This window comes from Parerythrobacter jejuensis (genome assembly GCF_039536765.1).
GTDB classification, from domain to species: Bacteria; Pseudomonadota; Alphaproteobacteria; order Sphingomonadales; family Sphingomonadaceae; genus Parerythrobacter; species Parerythrobacter jejuensis.
Map to the genome: position 1 here is coordinate 1,287,869 of NZ_BAAAZF010000001.1, position 18,517 is coordinate 1,306,385.

At 61.2% G+C, this 18,517-nt stretch carries 16 protein-coding genes; 8 read left to right on the forward strand and 8 right to left on the reverse strand.

All coding sequences use genetic code 11. The annotated features are described in order from the left end of the window. The 7 genes from ABD653_RS06355 to ABD653_RS06385 all read right to left on the reverse strand — a co-directional run bounded on the left by ABD653_RS06355 (position 1) and on the right by ABD653_RS06385 (position 8,152). Positions 1–411, reverse strand: coding sequence for a hypothetical protein (locus ABD653_RS06355; protein ID WP_160777909.1), 411 nt, complete (start codon positions 409–411; stop codon positions 1–3). Next, a complete protein-coding gene (locus tag ABD653_RS06360; RefSeq protein WP_160777910.1) occupies positions 408–1,937 on the reverse strand; it encodes a flavin-containing monooxygenase in 1,530 nt (509 codons plus the stop codon). Before ABD653_RS06360 ends, ABD653_RS06355 begins: the two co-directional genes overlap by 4 nt. Positions 1,938–2,077: 140 nt before the next feature. Further along, on the reverse strand, positions 2,078–3,901 hold the full coding sequence (locus ABD653_RS06365) for a DUF885 domain-containing protein (RefSeq protein ID WP_160777911.1): 1,824 nt from the start codon (positions 3,899–3,901) through the stop codon (positions 2,078–2,080). A 146-nt stretch (positions 3,902–4,047) separates the two neighbouring features. After that, positions 4,048–4,989 carry an MBL fold metallo-hydrolase gene (locus tag ABD653_RS06370; protein ID WP_199801062.1) on the reverse strand — a complete coding sequence of 314 codons (942 nt, stop codon included), beginning with the start codon at positions 4,987–4,989 and terminating at the stop codon, positions 4,048–4,050. Continuing rightward, positions 4,986–5,543, reverse strand: coding sequence for a pyridoxamine 5'-phosphate oxidase family protein (locus ABD653_RS06375; RefSeq protein ID WP_160777912.1), 558 nt, complete (start codon positions 5,541–5,543; stop codon positions 4,986–4,988). The genes ABD653_RS06370 and ABD653_RS06375 overlap by 4 nt, the downstream gene beginning before the upstream one ends. Before the next feature lie 22 nt (positions 5,544–5,565). After that, on the reverse strand, positions 5,566–6,864 hold the full coding sequence (locus ABD653_RS06380) for a S41 family peptidase (RefSeq protein WP_344705313.1): 1,299 nt from the start codon (positions 6,862–6,864) through the stop codon (positions 5,566–5,568). Position 6,865: 1 nt separating this feature from the next. Further along, positions 6,866–8,152 (reverse strand): metal-dependent hydrolase family protein, encoded by a 1,287-nt coding sequence (locus tag ABD653_RS06385; protein WP_160777914.1) that lies wholly within the window; start codon positions 8,150–8,152, stop codon positions 6,866–6,868. Between the two features lie 95 nt (positions 8,153–8,247). Between ABD653_RS06385 and ABD653_RS06390 the strand changes: the two genes are divergently transcribed. After that, on the forward strand, positions 8,248–10,287 hold the full coding sequence (locus ABD653_RS06390) for a S9 family peptidase (protein ID WP_160777915.1): 2,040 nt from the start codon (positions 8,248–8,250) through the stop codon (positions 10,285–10,287). Positions 10,288–10,359: 72 nt separating this feature from the next. Here ABD653_RS06390 and ABD653_RS06395 read toward each other — a convergent pair whose 3' ends face one another. Further along, on the reverse strand, positions 10,360–11,235 hold the full coding sequence (locus ABD653_RS06395) for a MipA/OmpV family protein (protein WP_160777916.1): 876 nt from the start codon (positions 11,233–11,235) through the stop codon (positions 10,360–10,362). A 115-nt stretch (positions 11,236–11,350) separates the two neighbouring features. Between ABD653_RS06395 and crtY the strand changes: the two genes are divergently transcribed. The 7 genes from crtY to ABD653_RS06430 are packed head-to-tail and all read left to right on the forward strand — an operon-like array spanning position 11,351 to position 18,447. Next, entirely contained in the window at positions 11,351–12,532 is a 1,182-nt protein-coding gene (gene crtY, locus ABD653_RS06400; RefSeq protein ID WP_160777917.1) for a lycopene beta-cyclase CrtY, read from the forward strand. Between the two features lie 18 nt (positions 12,533–12,550). Continuing rightward, complete coding sequence (locus ABD653_RS06405) at positions 12,551–14,053, forward strand: phytoene desaturase (protein WP_160777918.1); 1,503 nt, start codon at positions 12,551–12,553, stop codon at positions 14,051–14,053. After that, positions 14,053–14,469 carry a hypothetical protein gene (locus tag ABD653_RS06410; RefSeq protein ID WP_160777919.1) on the forward strand — a complete coding sequence of 139 codons (417 nt, stop codon included), beginning with the start codon at positions 14,053–14,055 and terminating at the stop codon, positions 14,467–14,469. The genes ABD653_RS06405 and ABD653_RS06410 overlap by 1 nt, the downstream gene beginning before the upstream one ends. Next, positions 14,466–15,047 (forward strand): LOG family protein, encoded by a 582-nt coding sequence (locus ABD653_RS06415; RefSeq protein ID WP_160777920.1) that lies wholly within the window; start codon positions 14,466–14,468, stop codon positions 15,045–15,047. The genes ABD653_RS06410 and ABD653_RS06415 overlap by 4 nt, the downstream gene beginning before the upstream one ends. Next, the gene (locus ABD653_RS06420) at positions 15,044–16,057 is read left to right on the forward strand and encodes a phytoene/squalene synthase family protein (RefSeq protein WP_160777921.1); all 1,014 of its coding nucleotides are present in this window, start codon (positions 15,044–15,046) and stop codon (positions 16,055–16,057) included. The genes ABD653_RS06415 and ABD653_RS06420 overlap by 4 nt, the downstream gene beginning before the upstream one ends. A gap of 9 nt (positions 16,058–16,066) precedes the next feature. After that, entirely contained in the window at positions 16,067–16,585 is a 519-nt protein-coding gene (locus ABD653_RS06425) for a hypothetical protein (protein WP_160777922.1), read from the forward strand. Further along, the gene (locus ABD653_RS06430; RefSeq protein WP_160777923.1) at positions 16,582–18,447 is read left to right on the forward strand and encodes an acetyl/propionyl/methylcrotonyl-CoA carboxylase subunit alpha; all 1,866 of its coding nucleotides are present in this window, start codon (positions 16,582–16,584) and stop codon (positions 18,445–18,447) included. Before ABD653_RS06425 ends, ABD653_RS06430 begins: the two co-directional genes overlap by 4 nt. The last annotated feature ends 70 nt before the right edge of the window (positions 18,448–18,517 follow it).

Sequence of the window (18,517 nt, forward strand, 5' to 3'; positions counted from 1 at the left end):
CTAGCTCGCCGCCCGCCAGAACGCGACAAGAGTCAGCGCGAGGCCGCACAGGAATGTCACCGCCACCCATGGCCGGTGAAGATGCGACAGATTGCGCAGCCAGAAATGGAAATAGACATCTGAAAACCCGATCACCATGAGCGCTTCGAAAACCATCAGCGCGCCCAGCGTCTTCATGACGCAGGTCAGTATGTCGGCGGGTATCCATGGGTTGAGCAGGTAAACCGTGGTCCCGGCGACCAGCTCCAGCATGCCGCTGATCAGCTGCAGTGCAGGCGAGCTCTCGATCTCCTTCACCACCTTTTGCCACACGCCGGGATTGCGGAATGCTCCGATCGCAGCGAACACGGTGAAAGCCCCCAACACCAGCGCCGACCAACCGGTCGAATCGAGCGTCGTGTCGATCATCATGCGGACTCCACCAATTCGCGCACGCGGGCGGTGAAATAGGAGAAGTCTTCGCTTTCGAGGTCGATCATCGGGAAGTCGTCCTTCTCGCGCCAGTAATCCTGGGTGTGTTTCCAATCATCACCTTTGCCGGCCTTGGGCAACTGGTTCATCCCGCGCTTGAGATAGCCCGGATTGAAATTGTCGGCATCGATCCACGGGCCCGGCTCCATCGCATCGATCCCGGCTTTCGGGGCAACTTCCACCCGGGTCGCGCCGCGATCCTGCATATGGTTGAGCAGGCGGCAGACAAAATCACCCAGCATATCGACCCGCAAGGTCCAGCTGGCGCGGAAATAGCCCATGACCCACGCCATGTTGGGCACGCCGGTGAACATCATGCCGCGATAGGTCAGCGTGTCATGCCAATCGATCGCCTCGCCATCTACCGAGAAAGGAATGTCGCCCATCACGGAAAGCCGGAAGCCGGTCGCCGCCACGATGATATCGGCTTCGATCGTCTCACCCGATGACGTCACCACGCCGGTCTCGGTGAAGTGATCGATTGTATCGGTCACCACACTGGCTTTGCCTGCGCCCACGGCCTGGAAGACATCGCCATCAGGGCAGAACGCGAGCCGTTGCTGCCATGGCCGGTATTTCGGCGTGAAATGCGGTTCGAACTCGAAATCTTCGCCCGCATATTCGCGGATCAGCGCCTTCAATTCCTCGAACACCGCGTCCGGCTCTTCCTGACAGCGCTTGGTCATCACATCCTGGTCGAACAGGATTTGCTGGCGCACGACGCGATGGATCGTCGGCTCGTCCACGCCCACTTCGCGCAGGCGGTCGGCCAGTTCATTCTGGTTGGGATGGCAGAAGAAATAGGTCGGGCTGCGTTGCAGCATGGTGACATGGGCGGCAGTCTTGGCGAATTCGGGGATCACGGTAGCGGCAGTCGCACCGGATCCAATCACGAGCACGCGTTTGCCGGCATAGTCTGTGGCCGGATCCCACAGCTGGGCATGTACGAAATGCCCGGTGTAGTCGTTCAGCCCCTTCCAATCGGGAATGTAGGGGTTCTCGTGATCGTAATAGCCCGAGCACATCCACAGGAAGTTGCAAGTGAAGGTAAGGATTGCGCCATCTTCCAGCCGCTCTGCCTCGACAGTCCACAAATCGGTTGCGCGCGCGAAGGAGCAGGAGACGATGCGGTGACCATAGCGGATGTGCTCACCGATCCCGTTATCGTCGATCACTTCGCCCATATAGGTCAGGATCTCGTCTGCGGTGGCGATGGGCGGGCCGACCCACGGTTTAAAGCGATAGCCGAAGGTATAGAGGTCGGAATCCGAACGGACGCCGGGATATTTGTGGGTTTCCCACGTACCCCCGAACGTGTCCTTCATCTCCAGGATCGCATAGCTGAGCTCGGGCGATTGCTCCTGCAGGTGATAGGCCGAACCGATACCGGAAATCCCGGCCCCAACGATCAGGACATCGACATGGGAAGCCGCAGCCTCCGGGCGAATTTGTACCGACGCATTCATGGCTGTCGCTCCTCTCCTCTTTGATCCCACCGTTCCATCGCATGACCGGTTACGCATTGACATGGATCAAAATGAGGACAGGGCGACGCCCCCGGTGAGGAGCGCCGCCCTGTTCGATCAGCAGGCCGCAGGGGCCGAAGCTATTTCAGGCTGGCAATCCAGCGATCGATCTTCGCTTCCAGTACTGGCAGTGGCAGGCCGCCAGTGCCCAGAACCTGCGCGTGGAAGCCCTTGATATCGAAGCTGTCGCCCAGCTCATCTTCGGCCTTCTTGCGCAGCTCCTGGATCTTCAAGGCACCGACCTTGTAGGCCAGCGCCTGGCTCGGGATCGCGATATAGCGCTCGACTTCCGACACCACTTCGGTCCGGGTCATACCGGAATTCTCCAGCATGAATTCAATCGCTTGCTCGCGGCTCCAGCCCTTGGAATGCAGACCGGTATCGACGACCAGGCGCATCGCGCGCAGCTGCTCGTCCTGCAGCGTGCCATAGCGGTTCCACGGGTCTTCATAGAAGCCCATCTCGAACCCGAGCGTTTCGGAATAAAGCGCCCAGCCTTCGATAAAGGCGGTGGTGCCGCCAAACCGCATGAATGCCGGCAGCGCCTCGTTTTCCTGCGCCAGGCTGATCTGGAAGTGGTGACCAGGGGCCCCCTCATGCAAGTAAAGCGTGACATTGCCCGTCGTCAGGCGGCTGGGCAGGTCATAGGCGTTGAAGAAGAACACGCCCGGGCGCGATCCGTCCGGCGCGCCCGACTGGTAGGAACCGCCCGCGCTGAACTGCTCGATGCTCGGATCGTAAGGCTTGATCTCCAGTTCGGACTTGGGAAGCAGCGAGAAATAGTCGCCGATCTTCCCGTCCACCTGCTTGCCGATATCGTAATAGCTCTGGGTCAGCGCTTCGCGGCTTTCCGGCTTGAACTGTGGATCGGTGCGGACGAAGTCGAAGAATTCGTTGAGCGAACCCTCGAACCCGACCTCTGCCTTGATCTCTTCCAGCCCGGTCTTGATCCGGGCCACTTCGCTCAAGCCAAGATTGTGCAGGTAGTCGGCGGTCAGCGGCAGCGTGGTCGTGCCTTCGATCAGCTGCTGGTAGAGCGCCTCGCCCCCCTTCATCTGGCTCAGGCCGACTTCTTCGCGCGCCACGGCAAGATATTCGTCGCGCAGGAAATCGCGCATCGCTTGGTGGGCCGCGTAGATTTCCCTGGTCTTCGCTTCGTAAGCGGCGGTCAGGCGCGCCTTGTCCTCGTCCGAGAAGCTCTCGGGGAATTGCTTCACCGGACCCATGAACTGCGAATCCGCAACCGGGATCGCCAGCTGCGTATCGAACTGCTTGATCACATTGCCGATCGTCAGCTTGGTTTCGACAACGCCGCTGGCCATGCCCTCGCGGAATTTGTCAATCGCGCGCTTGTTGATGGTGATATAGTCATCATGGCGCGACAGATTGTCTTCGTAATGGGCCAACGTCTTGAACGGGGCGGCACCCTTGCCGCTGGCGAAGTTGGGATAGAATGTGTGGAAGCCGCTGAAGTGGTTTACCGGACGCACTTCGGTCAGCGCGCGGATTTCCGGAGTGCTGCCTTTGAGCGATTGTTCCTGGTTATATTTGAACACATCGTAGGCGAGCTGGTCGGTCGGATCGAGCTTGCTGCGATCGATCTGCGCCAGCAGCGCAACATTGAGCTGCGTATCACGAAGGTCGGCATAGTATGACGCATCGGTCAGGAAATCACCAAGCCGGTCAGCGTTCTTGTCATCCCCGCGGAACAGGCGGCTGAGGGGGTTGAGTTCGAGGCTGCGCTTGTCGGAATCAGCGAACAGCGCCTTCAGCTTCTCACCCTCTGATTTGGCAGTCTCTTCTGCCGGGGCATTTGGCTTGTCGCCGTGGTGATCGGCCAAAGCCGGAGCGGCCGGCAGCGCCAGCGCGGCGGTGGCCAGAAGTGCGGTACGGATGAGTTTCATGAAGTCCCCCTGAGGATTGGCGTAAAGTCTCTTAATCGCGATGCGGTGTTAGTCCAACTGCGAGAAGCCGTTACAGGGATGTCACGCCCACGCATGGCTGCCTTCTACAAAGGGCAAGGGCGGTTCGATGAACGGCAGACGTAGACCTAATCGAGGCAGAAGCTGTCGCCCGCGCGGGCGACATTGAAGCCGAGGGCAGCAACCTGTTTCGATTGATCGGACTGCGGATCGCGGATCGGGTTGGTGTGATTGTAGTGAATGAAATGCACCTTGGCGCGATTGTCCGGCGCAAGCCGGGCCAGCCGTACCATCGTTGCCTTGACTCTGGGATGCGGGATCTTCGACATATCGCGCCCTGGCAGCTCGTTATCGTCATAGAAGGTCGCATCGATGAAGAGGTAATCGAACCCTTCGACAAGAGATTCCAGCGATTGTCCGCCCTTCTCCTCAAACTCGTCCCAACTGTCGAGATCAGGAAGATAGAGCGCCGTTTTGCCCGGCGTCATGATGAAGAAACCGACCGTCTCCGAAAACTCGTCACGATGCGGCACAAGGATAGGCATCACCCCGAACGTGTCACTAAGGGTAGTGAATTGGCTGGCAGCCATTTCGGTGATCGCGATATTGCCGAGTTCGACCAGCTGGCTCCACGGACCATTTTCGCGCAGGAACGCCGCCATCCGGGGCATTGCGAAGACCGGCACACCTCTCGCGCCGGCTGCCTCGCGCCCCAGATAGGCAAGGCCCAGATAGTGGCCGATATGGGCGTGGGTCAGGAAGATGCCATCGATGCCAAGGCCTTGCCCTGCAGGCTCTATCTCGTCCAGCATCGCCAACTGCTCGGTAATGGCGGGGGACGCATCGAACAGATAGCGCTGGCCATTCTCGCGATCGATCAGGCCGAGTGCGCTGGGCGTCAGCCGCGGCCCGCTCTCATGTGCGGTGCTCCATAATACCGTGCCGATCTGCGGCGCACCGGCATCCTGCCCTGCCCCCAGCACAACCAGCTCGCGCTCGCATTGCTCGGCATCCGCAACGGGCTGCGAAACAAGCGCAAGGGCGCCCAGAATCTCGATCGACCAGTTCATTGTTGCAACGCCTTCAATTCAGCCTGCGTGTAACGCGGCGTGATATGCTGCGGGCAGTTCCAGTCAAACCCCAGCACATCGATCAGGAAAAACCGCTGATTCTCGACCGGGTAGGCCGGGTCCACCAGATGATCCCACAAAGGGTCGCCCTGATCAGCTGTCTGCCAGTGCGCGGTGCCGACAATCTTGAGCCGGCGTTTCTCCGGATAATCCATCAGGAACAGCGCAATTCTCTGGCGATCGTCGATATTGGCGGCGCTGACAAATTGCCGGTTCCCGCCGTAATCGGAAAATCCGATCCTGTTGCCCTCGATATGCTTCAGAAAGCCGCGCGGTCCGCCGCGATGCTGGATATAAGGCCAGTCGTCGTCGGTAATGGTCGCCATATAGAAACTGTCACGCATCATCATGAAGGTCAGTTCGCGCGCGGTCAGGCGATCCACATCATCTTCGCGCCGCTCGATCATCTTGGCGTAGCTGCCGCGCGAACCATCTTCTTCCTGCAATGCCTCGGCCCGCTTGCCGAACAGGATGCGCATGAAATTTGCCGCCATCGATCTCTCCCTTCGGTGTCCGTCAGTCGCCGGCGACAGTGCTGTTGCCGGCAATGTACTGCATTGCGCGCGCCAAAGCGGGGTCACCTCCATCGGGGCCGGTATCGCCTGACGCCAGCAAATCGGCCGGTGTCCATTCTTCGCGGGGCAAGCCCTGAACAGAGTACAATTTGTCCCATGCGAAGCGTATCGCGATGCATCCGTTTCCCGTCCGGTTGGTGCGTAAGTCGCCAAGCAGGTCGGCCAGTGGCGTACCGACAGTATGCGCGCCGACTGCGGTTTCAAACGCCATGGCAACCGCCTCGCCCACACTTCCGGTCCAGCGTCCGGCCAGGATCACCACTGGCCGGTCAAAAACCTTGCCCCGCGGGAAGACATATTCGGCATATTGCCGCCTGACGCCGAAGCTCATCTCTTCAAACATGTTGCGGTGGATTTGGTACGGGACAGGCTTGCCGACAAAGTGCCCCAGAATCGCGCGCGCTACCGTTGTGTTGCCGCCGCCCGGCGTGTCGCGCAGATCGAGTATCAGACCCTTGGCATCGGCATTGTCACGCATGAGCTGATCGAAACGGGTAATCAGATCATTATTGCCGAGCGAATTGTTGAACCGCAGCCGGACGACCCCGTCCCTTTGGGAAACCTGCACCATCCCGTCGGGACGCGGCGCGAAGGATTGTTGGGCCGGGGGCAATTCCATATTCCGCTGCCCGCCCATCGTCGAGAAAACGAAGCTGCGCCGTGCACCCAGCCTGCCGGTGAGGACCACATTGGCGGCATATTCCAGCTGCGCTTCGCTCGGCGTTGTCGTCACAGCGGCCAATGCCTGGGCTGCGAGCTCTGCGATGGGTATGCCGTCCATAGTGAGGATTTCCCAGCCGGGCCGAACGCCTGTTTCGCGCGCACGACTGCCCTGTTTCACATCGGATACCAGCCAGCGCCCCTTGTCGCGCACAATCCAGAAATCGGAGGATGAAGGGATCCACGCACGTTCGGGCCCGACGGTCGGCCGCGCATGGAAATGCCCGTCGCGAAAGGCATAGCCGAGCGTTTCTGCAATCGTGCCCAACTCTTCGACCGAAGCTGCGCTCTGCGCGCTCGCCCGCGCTGCTTTGAACAGTGCATCGACGTCCTCGACCCGGTCGAGATAGGCGTAGTTCCTGCGGATGACCGCCTCGATATCGTCCCAGCCTGCGGGCGATGCGGCCCAAGCATTGCACGTCTGCGCAGTGTTCTGCGCGCTATCCTGTGCCGAAGCCGCGCCCGACGCGAGGCCCAGCAGGGCAGCGACCGCAACTGCGCGCCGGAAACGAGCCATCATCCTATTCGACCACGCGGCCGCGCACCATGACCCAGTCGACACTCTCCATCACCGCAACATCGTCCAGCGGGTTGCCCGTCACTGCGACAATATCGGCCGAAAAGCCGGGTGCGAGACGGCCGATCTCGTCTTCCAGGCCCAGCACTTCTGCCGCCACGGTGGTCGCGCTGGCCAACGCTTCACGGTTGCTCATCCCGCCTTTGCGCATCAGCGCCAGTTCGCGCGCATTCTGGCTGTGCGGGAACACGCCAGCATCGGTACCGAAGGCAAGCTTCACGCCCAATTGGCGGGCCCGCTCGACAATGCTCTCGGCAAAGGGGCCGACGGCGCGAACCTTCTCCTCCACAACCGGCGTGTAGAAGCCTTTGCCCAGGTTCTCCTTGATACCCTGGAACGCCATCAGGGTCGGCACCAGGATCGTGCCGTTTTCCCGCATCACCTTGGCGGCTTGCTCATCAATATAGGTGCCGTGTTCGATGGTTTGCACGCCAGCGCGCGCGGCGGCTTCAATCCCGCGTGCGCCATGCGCATGGGCGGCGACTTTCAGGCCGAGCGAACGCGCCGTATCGACAATCGCTTTCATTTCCGCATCGGAGAAGTGGGCCTCCAGCCCTCTGCCCTGCTGGCTCAACACGCCGCCGGTGGCGGTAATCTTGATCAGGTCCGCCCCGAACTTGGAGGCCGTGCGTACCATTTCTGCGCAGGCGACCGGCCCGGTGCAAGTGAAGTCACTGCCCAGAATTTCTCCCACGCCCCGGCGAAAACCGTTGGTATCGCCATGCCCGCCGACAATCGCGATCGTGCGGGCGGATGTGACCACACGCGGCCCGGGAACCATGCCCTCTGCGGTTGCGCGGCGCAGCATCTGGGTGACCTGGTCGGTCCGCGAACCCAGGTCGCGCACAGTGGTAAAACCGGCGAGCGCGGTAATGCGCGCATTCTTGGCTGCGACCAGTACGCTATATTCGGGCGGGGTCGTTGCCGCGCGCCAGAATTCTCCGCTCGGATCGCCCGAAAGATGGGTGTGCAGATCAATCAGGCCCGGGACGAGCGTATGGTCGGGCAGGTGCACCATGGTCGCGCCATCCGGCGTCGGCAGGAAGCCTTCATCAATGCTCACGATCTTGCCATCGGTCACGGTAATCGTGGCCGGGCCGGTCGGTGTCGCGTCGGCGTCGGTGACGACCGAGCCAGCATGGATGATCACCGTCTGGGCGACAGTTGGCAATGCGATCATCGCTGCCAATGCGACAATGACGGAACGGGTGAAGGCGATAGCGCGTTTCATGAATTCTCCCTCGAATGGCGCATGCATTTGCGCTCTGTTCGAGTCTCGCTATAGCCCCACGCAACAAAACCACAAACGAGAGGTATAATCCTGCCATGAAGACCTTGCGGACTGCACTGCTCACCGCCACCCTGATGTTCCCCGCCGCCGCCCTTGCCCGCCCGATGACGGCGGAAGACGTGGCGAAGCTGGAAAGCGTTGGCGCGATCGCCGTTTCGCCGGATGGTAGCCGGGTCGCCTATACGACGGCTGGCCTGCCTGATGTCACTGAAGGCGAGAAAGACGGCACCACCAAGCAGGAACTGAAAGTTGCCTGGGGCCCCGACAGCTGGCGCACTTACCTGCCCAAAGATGTGAGTGCGAGCGGGATCACCTTTTCGCCCGATGGCGGTATGATCAGCTATGTCTGGGCCGACGAAGACGAAAAGCGCGCGGTCTGGGGCATCCCGATTGATGGCGGGGCCCCAAAGAAGCTGGCCGAAGTGGAAGAATCCAACGTCCGCTCACATGATTGGTCGCCCGATGGTGGCACGATTTACATGCTGGTCAGCGCGGCTGAAGACAAGCAGCGCAAGGGTGAAAACAAGGCGGGCTTCAACGCGATTGTCTATGAAGAAGAAGCTCAGCTGAACCGCCTCTTTGCCGCATCGGTCGGCAGCAGCGTCGATACCGATCCACGCGAAATCAGTGTGCCCGGTTATGTCAGCAGCTTCGACATCGCACCCGACGGTGCAACCGGGATCATCGAAACGGCACCGACGCCCAATGTCGATGACAGCTACACGTCCAAGCGGGTCAACATCATCGATGTCGCCAGTGGCAATGTGAAGGCTGTGGTCGAAACGCCCGGCAAGATCGGTGATGTCGAGATCGCGCCCGATGGCAGCAAGCTGTCGCTGATTGCGGGCGTCGACATGAACGATCCCGCTGCAACCACGCTGCACTTTGTTGATATGGCAACAGGCGCGATCACGCCGGTGAATGCCGGTGCCGCAGAAGCCGCAGTGGATACCGAGTTCCTGAGCGATGGTCGCCTTGCGGCTGTGATCCACAAGGGCGCCAGCAGCTTCGTGCGCTTCTACAACGCCGATGGCAGCGCTGCGGGCGAGCAGGCCGCCGGCGATCTGGCGATTTCCGGCATCGACGCCGGGGGTGACCGGATCGTGGTCCGCGCCAGTACTGCTACCAACCCGAGCGAGTTGTACGTTTGGGAAAACGACAGCTTTACCCGCTGGACCAACCACAACACCTGGCTCGCCGATATCGATTTCGGCAAGCAGAGCGTGATCACCTACACCGCGCGTGACGGGCAGGAAGTGGAAGGCGTCTTGATCGAGCCGGTCGGCGGTGCTCCGGCGGGCGGCGCTCCGCTGATCATGAATGTCCATGGCGGGCCCGAAGCGCATGAAAGCAATGGCTGGGTGACGGCCTACAGCAAGCCGGGCCAGGTCGCGGCAGGGCAGGGCTATGCCGTGTTCCTTCCCAACTATCGCGGCTCCACCGGCTATGGCGTGGCTTTCGCCAAGCAGCATCAGGCTGACTATGCCGGCAAGGAATTCAACGACATCGTGGATGCCAAGCGTTTCCTGGTTTCTGAAGGCATTGCCGATCCGGACCGCACCGGCATCACCGGCGGTTCCTATGGCGGCTATGCCAGTGCCTGGGGCGCGACTGCGCTGAGCGCGGAATATGCCGCAGCCGTGATGTTCGTGGGTATCTCCAACCAGATCAGCAAGTTCGGCACCACCGACATTCCTTACGAGATGTACAATGTGCACAGCCGCAAATGGCCGTGGGAAGACTGGCAGGGCATGCTCGAAGTGTCGCCGATCTTCCATGTCGACAAGGCGACCACGCCGATTCTGATCATGCATGGTGAGGAAGACACACGGGTCGACCCGAGCCAGAGCTACGAACTCTATCGCGCGATCAAGGTACGCAAGCCTGATACCCGCACCCGCATGGTGCTGTATCCGGGTGAGCCGCATGGCAACCGCCGCGCCGCCAGTCGCTATGATTATAACCTGCGGATGATGCGCTGGTTCGATACCTATCTGAAAACAGGTGATCGCAGCGCGCCGCTGCCTCCGAGCCGGCCCGATCTGGGGCTGGAGGACGACAGCAGCGAGGATTGATACGGAAAGGGCCCCGGAAAACCGGGGCCCTTCTTCGTTGCGGCGTCCGCAAACGCGAGAACCTATCCAGCGTCAGAACGTATAAGCGATCCCGCCGCCGATCAGGAACTGGTTGGCACTGCCACGGATGCTGGTGAACGGCGTGTTCTTGGCATCGCCGAACAACCGTGAATAGCCGCCGATCGCCACCAGCGAGACGCCGCCATTCATCGCATTGCCATCGAGGTCGAAGGCGAGGAACAGGTTGGCACCCGCGCTCTGGATACCTCCGTCGGCGGTGAAGGCCGGCAGGCCGCTCGACAGGCTCTGGGCGGGGCTGACAGTATAGTAATAGTCGGCAAAATCATCATCGACATAGGTGGTGCTCAGCGAGAAAGAGGCTGCTGCGCCCCGGCTCAGTGGGGTGAAATAGGTCACCGACGGGTTCACCGTCATGCCACCATGCGCCCCGGCAACATCCCATAGGGTGTCGACCGTGAAACTGACGCTGTCGAAAGGATTGAGCACGCCGGGAAAGCTGACGCCGACGGTCGGCCCGACTTCAACGGCGCGATCCAGCTCGCCCAGCGCCTTGACCACCGGATCCTCGATCTGGTCGACCCGGTCGCTGCGCAGTCGCGCGGCAATGCCCAGCGTGATCCCGGTCTTGCCGCGTTCATCCGGGATGAAATCCACTGCCAATCCGGCCGGACGCGGACTGAAATCCACTCCGCCGAAACTCCCGGTGACGACAGGGAGCGGAAAGACGACATAGTCGTCCGAACCGGAATAGCTCGGCGACAGGCCTGCGCCGATCCCGATTGTGACCCAGTCACCATTGAAGACACTGTCTTCCATGTCGATCGGAGGACCCGCAGGAGGCCCTTGCTGATCGTCGCTTTCCTGCGCCAGAGCAGGTTGCGCGAAAATTGCGCAGGCCACCGCGGCGAGCATCCATTGTTTACGCATTGATTTGATTTCCCATCTATTCGCCTATCAACGGGCGATGATCGGCGCGGTTCCGCGCGCCAAGCCCCTTTTGAAGATTGCCCCCGCCTCTCTGCCCCCCTAGGGCTGCGGCATAATGAATGGGCGCAGGGCAGATGTGGCGATTGTGGGCGGCGGCCTGTCGGGCGGGCTAATCGCGCTCGCCTTGCGCAAGCTGCGGCCCGAACTCGACGTGATCTTGCTAGAAGCGGGAGAGCGACTGGGCGGCAACCACCGCTGGAGCTGGTTCGGCAGCGACGTTTCCGAAGCCGGGGCGAACCTGCTGGCACCGTTCCGCAAAGCCGAATGGCTCGGCTATGATGTTGCTTTCCCGCGCCTGCGACGGACACTGTCGTCGCGCTATTTCTCGCTTGCCTCGCCCGACTATGATGCCGGGCTGCGGCGCGAGCTCGCCCAAGACACGATCCACACCAAGATGGCTGTGGCCCAATGCAGCAACAACAGCGTCACCCTGGCGAGCGGCGATACTGTGCAGGCGCGGACCGTGATCGATTGCCGCGGCTTCGAGCCCTCCCCTCACATGCAGGGCGGTTGGCAAATCTTCATGGGCCGTCACATGCGCACCAAAACTCCGCATCTGGTGGAACGGCCGGTCATCATGGATGCCTCGGTCGAACAGCATGACGGCTTTCGCTTTGTCTATGTCCTGCCACTGGGCGCCAACGACATTTTCATCGAAGATACCTATTACAATGACAGCCCGACACTTGATCGCGGCGCGCTGTCTTCGCGGCTGGACCGTTATTGCAACGAGCAGGGTTGGGATGGTGACATCTTGGGAAGCGAAACCGGGGTCTTGCCGGTCATCACCAGTGGGCAATTCGGCAAATACCGCCAGGAACGCCAGCTCGACCAGGTGGCGCAGGCCGGCGCGCGCGCGCTGCTCGCCCATCCCCTGACCAGCTATACCATGCCGCAAGCAGTGGAAACCGCGTTGCTGGTCGCCGAGAACGCCGATTTGCCAGGTGACCAGATGGCCGCCATCGTGGCCAATCATGCCGCGCACCACTGGAAACGCACCGGCTATTACCGCCTTTTGGGCACGATGCTTTTCGGGGCGGCAGAACCTACGGAACGATATCGTGTGTTCGAGCGCTTCTACGGCTTGAACGAAGGCTTGGTCGAACGCTTCTATGCCGCTCGATCCAGTTTTGCAGACAAAGCCCGCATCCTGTCGGGCAAACCACCGGTGGCTATCCATCGCGCTATCGGCGCCATCGCCAGCCAGCGCAATCCGCTGGTGCGCAACAATGACTGAGAAAGGTCGCAACGCAACATGAGTGCAGAAGGCAAGACAGCCTGCGTTATCGGTTCCGGCTTTGGCGGCATGGCTCTGGCCATCCGCCTGCAAAGCGCTGGGATCGCCACGACCGTTATCGAAGGGCGTGACAAGCCCGGCGGCCGGGCCTATTTTTGGGAGAAAGACGGCTTTACCTTCGATGGTGGCCCGACAGTCGTCACCGATCCCGATTGCCTGACCCAGCTGTGGGAATTGTCCGGCCATGATATGGCACAGGATGTGGAGCTGATGCCGGTCAGCCCGTTCTACCGCCTCAATTGGCCCGACGGGCACAATTTCAACTATTCGAACGATCACGACGCGCTTTTTGCCGAGATCGAGAAACTCAATCCCAAGGATGTGGCCGGCTATCAGCGGTTCCTGGAATACAGCGCAGGCGTGTATGAGGAAGGCTATGTAAAGCTGGGCACGGTGCCCTTCCTCGATTTCAAATCGATGCTGAAGGCCGCCCCGGCCCTGGCCAAGAAACAGGCTTACCGCAGCGTCTATTCCATGGTTTCCAGCTTCGTCGAAAGCGAGAAACTGCGCGAGGCGCTCAGCTTCCATACCCTGCTGGTGGGCGGCAATCCGATGAAAACCAGCTCCATCTATGCGCTGATCCACAAACTGGAGATGGATGGCGGCGTGTGGTGGACCCGTGGCGGCACCAACCGCCTGATTGCCGGCATGATCCGCCATTTCGAACGGCTTGGCGGCAAAATGATGGTCGGCGACCCGGTGGTGCAGGTGCATACCGAGGACAAGAAAGCGACCGAAGTCGAAACGCAAAACGGTTTTCGCCAGCGTTTCGATGCCGTCGCCAGCAATGCCGACATCATGCATTCCTATCGCGATTTGCTGGGCCGCAGCCAGCGCGGCTGGAAGATGGGCAAGAAACTGGCGAAGAAGAGCTACAGCCCCGGCCTGTTCGTGGTCCATTTCGGGCTCGAGGGCACATGGCCGGGCATTGCCCATCACATGATCCTGTTCGGCCCGCGCTATAAGGGTCTGCTCGACGACATTTACGACAATGGCGTGCTGCCGCAGGATTTCAGCATCTATCTGCACCACCCGACCGTGACCGATCCGAGCATGGCGCCCCCGGGCAAGAGCACTTTCTATGCCCTGGTACCTGTCGCCCATATGGGCAAGCTGAAGGTCGACTGGGACGAAATCGGCCCGATTCTGGAGAAGCGCATTCTCGACGAGATCGGGCGCCGCCTGATCCCCGACATCCATGACCGGATCGTGACCAAGTTCAGCTACGCACCCAAAGACTTTGCGCAGGATCTCAACGCCCATCTCGGCAGCGCTTTCAGCCTCGAGCCGCTGCTGACCCAGAGCGCGTTTTTCCGCGGCCATAACCGTGACGATGTGATCGACAATTTCTATCTCGTCGGTGCCGGAACGCATCCGGGCGCCGGGATCCCGGGTGTGGTCGGCAGCGCCAAGGCGACAGCGGGCCTGATGATAGAGGATCTGGTCGGAACGGCCGCCTGATGAAATTCCTGCTCCTGCTCGCACTGGCACTGTCGGTACCCGAAATCGGCACCTCCAGGCTGGTCGAACCCGATCACAGCCATGCGTGGCGACAGCTTGTCGAAGATACAGAAGGCAGCCTGTGGGTTGATGACAATTGGCGCGACACGGCAACGGTCGACGACCAAAAAATGCCAGTCGTGCTGCTGCGGATGCAGATCAAACTCCCGGAATATGAGTCCGTCGTGGATATTGCGATGGCGGCGGATTGCGTGCGCCAGAAGCTTGGGATGGCCGGTATCTGGCAACCCGGCGAGAGCCCCGATCTCGATCGACTCAAGAGAATTGAGGAGGTCGCGCTCGATTTCGCGCAAGAGCCGCCGCACAAGAACGACCTTGCGATCCTCGACGCGGCATGCTCTGCGCAGCGGCCATGAAACGCCTCGCTGTTTATTGCGGCTCAGCCACTCCGGAAGATCCGCGCTATATCGAACTTGCCCGCACTGTCGGTGCTGACCTTGCCGAACGTGGTATCGGCGTCGTTTATGGTGGCGGGCGGCTTGGTCTGATGGGGGCGGTCGCCAATGGCGCGCGCGACGCAGGCGGTGAAGTCATCGGGGTCATCCCCGAGGCGCTGGTCAATTCCGAAGTTGCCAATCACGATTGTGACGAGCTGATCACGGTTTCCGGCATGCATGAGCGCAAGCAGCGCTTCACTGATCTGTCTGACGGGTTTGTCTCGCTGCCTGGCGGTGTGGGCACCATGGATGAATTGTGGGAAGCGATGAGCTGGGCCCAGCTGGGATACCATTCCGATCCGGTCGGCTTGCTCAACGCATTCGGCTTCTATGACGATTTGATCGCGTTCAATCGCAAGATGGCGGATGTCGGCTTTGTGCGCGAGGCGCACCAGAACATCCTTATCGCTGCCGACACACTGCCCGACCTGCTCGGCAAGATGGCTGCCTATGAACCGCACACGCCGATCTTCCGGATGAAAGCCGACGATTTGTGAGCAGCGAGCGCCCCCTCGCCCCCGACTATGTGCGCAGCACGCCAGTGCAGGCAGGGGGTGGGCGCCACCGGGCAGCCCTGGTCGAGAAGGCCCGCCTTTCGATCAAACGCGGCTCGAAAAGTTTCTCCGCCGCCAGCCGCTTGTTTGACAAGACCACGCGCGAGCGGGTGTGGCTGCTTTATGCCTGGTGCCGCCGTTGCGACGATATCGCAGATGCACAAGAGCATGGCGGGCAATTGGGCGACCAATCGAACGCACAGGATCGCATTGAAGCGATCCGTGTTCTCACCCGCCGCGCGCTGGAGGGGCAACCGACCGCGGACGTGGCATTCGACGCCTTTGGCCTCGTCGCCAAGGAATGCGGGATCACGCAGAAAATGGCGGATGATGTCATCGCCGGGTTCGAACTGGATGCCGACGACTGGCGGCCGCGCAGTGAGGGCGACTTGCTGCGCTATTGTTTTCACGTGGCCGGCGCAGTTGGCGTGATGATGGCCGTGGTAATGGGCATTGCGCCGGATGACGAGGATACATTGGACCGTGCCTGCGATCTCGGCCTAGCCTTCCAGCTTGCCAATATCGCCCGCGACCTGACCGAGGATGATGCTGCCGGGCGCTGCTACCTGCCGGTCGAATGGCTGGTGGAAGAGGATATCGAGCCGGGCCAGCACACCAAGCCGCATCACCGGCAGGAGCTGGCGGATATGGCGGAGCGGCTGGTGGCCCTGATGGAAAGCCACGAGGCGGCATCGCGCATCGGGGCTGCGCGGCTGCCCTTCCGAAGCCGCTGGGCGGTGCTCTCTGCCGCGCGCATTTACGGCGAGATCGGGCGCGAAGTGCGCCGGCGCGGAACCGAGGCCTGGGATACCCGTGTGATAACGACCAAGCTCGACAAGATCCGCCATGCAGCGGCGGCGTTCTTCGAAGCGGTATGGAACCGCCCACCGCAGCCTGCCGAAATGCCGCACTGGACACGCTCGCAACTTGCGGAGCGTGCCGCCAGCGACTAGCCAGCGGACATGAGAGGATTTGACTTGTTGGCCGGGCTGTCACTCGCGCTCGCTGCGCCCGCTTCGGCTGGTGAACCAATGTCCGATGAGAAATTGGCCGTAGCCGAGGCGGTGACCGCATTCATGGGCGCCATCGGCAGTGACACCAAGACCGATCTTGCCGATCACATGGTCCCCGAAGCGGTGATCTTCGTGCATAGCCGGATGGACCCGGCCAATCCGCGTATCGATGTCATCCCTGTCGCCGACCATCTTGATCGCTGGGCAACGCGGACAGCGCGCTACCTGGAGGAAATGACTATCTCCACAATACTGGTGGATGGCGACATGGCGGTTGCTTGGGGCCCCTATGCCTTTTGGGCCGACTACAAACTCTCGCATTGCGGCATAAACTCTCTCAGCCTTGTTCGTAGGGACAGCGGCTGGAAAATCGCCAATACGAGCTTTACGATGGAGCTGCCGAGCAAATGTGAAGAGCTTGGAGTTCCGGGCTTTCCCGCTGAATCTGTTCGGGACGAAACACCATGATCTCCAAACTCCTCATCGCCAATCGCGGCGAGATTGCCTGCCGCATAATCCGCACTGCGCGCGACATGGGCGTGGCAACAGTCGCAGTGTATTCCGATGCCGATGCCAAAGCGTTGCATGTGCGCTCCGCCGACGAGGCCGTGCATATCGGCCCCTCGCCTGCCGCCGAAAGCTATCTGGTTGGCGCAAAGATCATTGCCGCCGCCAAGCAGACCGGCGCGGAGGCGATCCACCCGGGCTACGGCTTCCTGTCAGAGAATGCAGGCTTTGCGCAGGCCGTGATCGATGCCGGGCTGATATGGGTCGGACCCAAGCCGCAAAGCATTGAGGCAATGGGCCTGAAGGATGCCGCCAAGGAGCGGATGATTGCAGCCGGTGTGCCCGTCACCCCCGGCTATCTCGGCGAAGACCAGTCGGTCGAGCGCCTCTCCAAGGAAGCCGATGCGATCGGCTATCCGGTGCTGATCAAAGCCGTCGCTGGTGGCGGCGGCAAAGGTATGCGCAAGGTCGATGCGCCGGAGAACTTCGGAGCCGATCTGGAAAGCTGCCAGCGCGAAGCCAAGGCCAGCTTCTCCAACGACGAAGTGCTGCTGGAAAAGTGGATCACCTCCCCCCGCCATATCGAGGTACAGGTGTTCGGCGACAGCCACGGCAATGTCGTCCACCTGTTCGAACGCGACTGCTCGCTGCAACGCCGCCACCAGAAAGTGATCGAGGAAGCCCCCGCCCCCGGCATGGACGAGGCCACCCGCGAAGAAATCTGCGCCGCCGCCGTGCGTGCCGCCAAAGCGGTCGATTACGAGGGCGCGGGCACGATCGAATTCATTGCCGATGCCAGCGAAGGCCTGCGCGCCGACCGCATCTTCTTCATGGAAATGAACACGCGCCTTCAGGTCGAGCATCCGGTGACCGAAGAGATCACCGGTGTGGACCTGGTCGAGTGGCAGCTGCGAGTCGCGAGCGGAGAAGCGATCCCGCTGAAGCAGGACCAGCTGGGCATTGATGGCCACGCGATTGAGGCGCGGCTCTATGCCGAGGATCCGGCGACGGACTTCCTGCCATCGACCGGCAGGCTCGATCATTTCGATCTCGGGGAAGAAGGCCGGATCGAGACAGGCGTCGAAGAAGGCGACCCGATCTCGCCCTTCTACGACCCGATGGTAGCCAAGCTTGTCGCTTGGGGCGAAGATCGCGACGAAGCGATCGACCTGCTCGCCGATATTGCCGAGAATGTAGAGGTTTGGCCGGTCCGCACCAATGCGGCCTTTATCGCCCGCGCGTTGCTCGACGAAGATTTCGGCGCAGCCCATCTCGACACCGGATTTATCGCGCGCAAAATGGACGATCTTGTCCCTGCGCCGGAGCCGGATGAGAATATCTGGCAGGCTGCTGCAGATTTCACCTTGATGGCGGCGATGGAAGAGCATCCCGATATCCCGACCGGCCTGCGACTGAACGCCCCTGCCAGGTTGCAGACGACGCTCTCCTTCAAAGGCGAGAGCCGCACCATAGCCGCCGGCGGCTCCGACGAAATCGATGCGAGCGGCGTTGTGGATGGCGACAATGTGCTGGTCTTTGCAGAGGGCCAGGCATTCCATTTTGCCACGGCAAGCCGGGGATCGGGCGCGGCGGCGGCAGGCGACGGCGCGATCCTCGCCCCCATGCCGGGCAAGGTCATTGCGGTCGATGTGAGCGATGGTGAAACCGTGACTGCTGGCCAGCGGCTGATGGTGCTTGAAGCGATGAAGATGGAACACGCCCTGACAGCTCCGTTTGACGGGACCGTGGCCGATCTTGCTGCCTCGGTAGGCGGCCAGGTGCAGGTCGAAGCCGTACTGTGCGTGGTGGAGCCAGCGGAGTGAGGCATGATAGCTCGCATCAAACGGTTGCGCAGCAACCGAAAGGGCGACCGCCCGCCCGCAGCGGCGCGAT

Bases quoted from the DNA above. Each gene is read 5' to 3' on its own strand.
- ABD653_RS06395 (WP_160777916.1), bottom strand. From the start codon at position 11,235: ATGCGTAAACAATGGATGCTCGCCGCGGTGGCCTGCGCAATTTTCGCG.
- ABD653_RS06370 (WP_199801062.1), bottom strand. From the start codon at position 4,989: ATGAACTGGTCGATCGAGATTCTGGGCGCCCTTGCGCTTGTTTCGCAG.
- ABD653_RS06365 (WP_160777911.1), bottom strand. From the start codon at position 3,901: ATGAAACTCATCCGTACCGCACTTCTGGCCACCGCCGCGCTGGCGCTG.
- ABD653_RS06380 (WP_344705313.1), bottom strand. From the start codon at position 6,864: ATGATGGCTCGTTTCCGGCGCGCAGTTGCGGTCGCTGCCCTGCTGGGC.
- ABD653_RS06405 (WP_160777918.1), top strand. From the start codon at position 12,551: ATGAGTGCAGAAGGCAAGACAGCCTGCGTTATCGGTTCCGGCTTTGGC.
- ABD653_RS06425 (WP_160777922.1), top strand. From the start codon at position 16,067: ATGAGAGGATTTGACTTGTTGGCCGGGCTGTCACTCGCGCTCGCTGCG.
- ABD653_RS06415 (WP_160777920.1), top strand. From the start codon at position 14,466: ATGAAACGCCTCGCTGTTTATTGCGGCTCAGCCACTCCGGAAGATCCG.
- ABD653_RS06410 (WP_160777919.1), top strand. From the start codon at position 14,053: ATGAAATTCCTGCTCCTGCTCGCACTGGCACTGTCGGTACCCGAAATC.
- ABD653_RS06390 (WP_160777915.1), top strand. From the start codon at position 8,248: ATGAAGACCTTGCGGACTGCACTGCTCACCGCCACCCTGATGTTCCCC.
- ABD653_RS06375 (WP_160777912.1), bottom strand. From the start codon at position 5,543: ATGGCGGCAAATTTCATGCGCATCCTGTTCGGCAAGCGGGCCGAGGCA.
- crtY (WP_160777917.1), top strand. From the start codon at position 11,351: ATGAATGGGCGCAGGGCAGATGTGGCGATTGTGGGCGGCGGCCTGTCG.
- ABD653_RS06385 (WP_160777914.1), bottom strand. From the start codon at position 8,152: ATGAAACGCGCTATCGCCTTCACCCGTTCCGTCATTGTCGCATTGGCA.
- ABD653_RS06430 (WP_160777923.1), top strand. From the start codon at position 16,582: ATGATCTCCAAACTCCTCATCGCCAATCGCGGCGAGATTGCCTGCCGC.
- ABD653_RS06360 (WP_160777910.1), bottom strand. From the start codon at position 1,937: ATGAATGCGTCGGTACAAATTCGCCCGGAGGCTGCGGCTTCCCATGTC.
- ABD653_RS06355 (WP_160777909.1), bottom strand. From the start codon at position 411: ATGATGATCGACACGACGCTCGATTCGACCGGTTGGTCGGCGCTGGTG.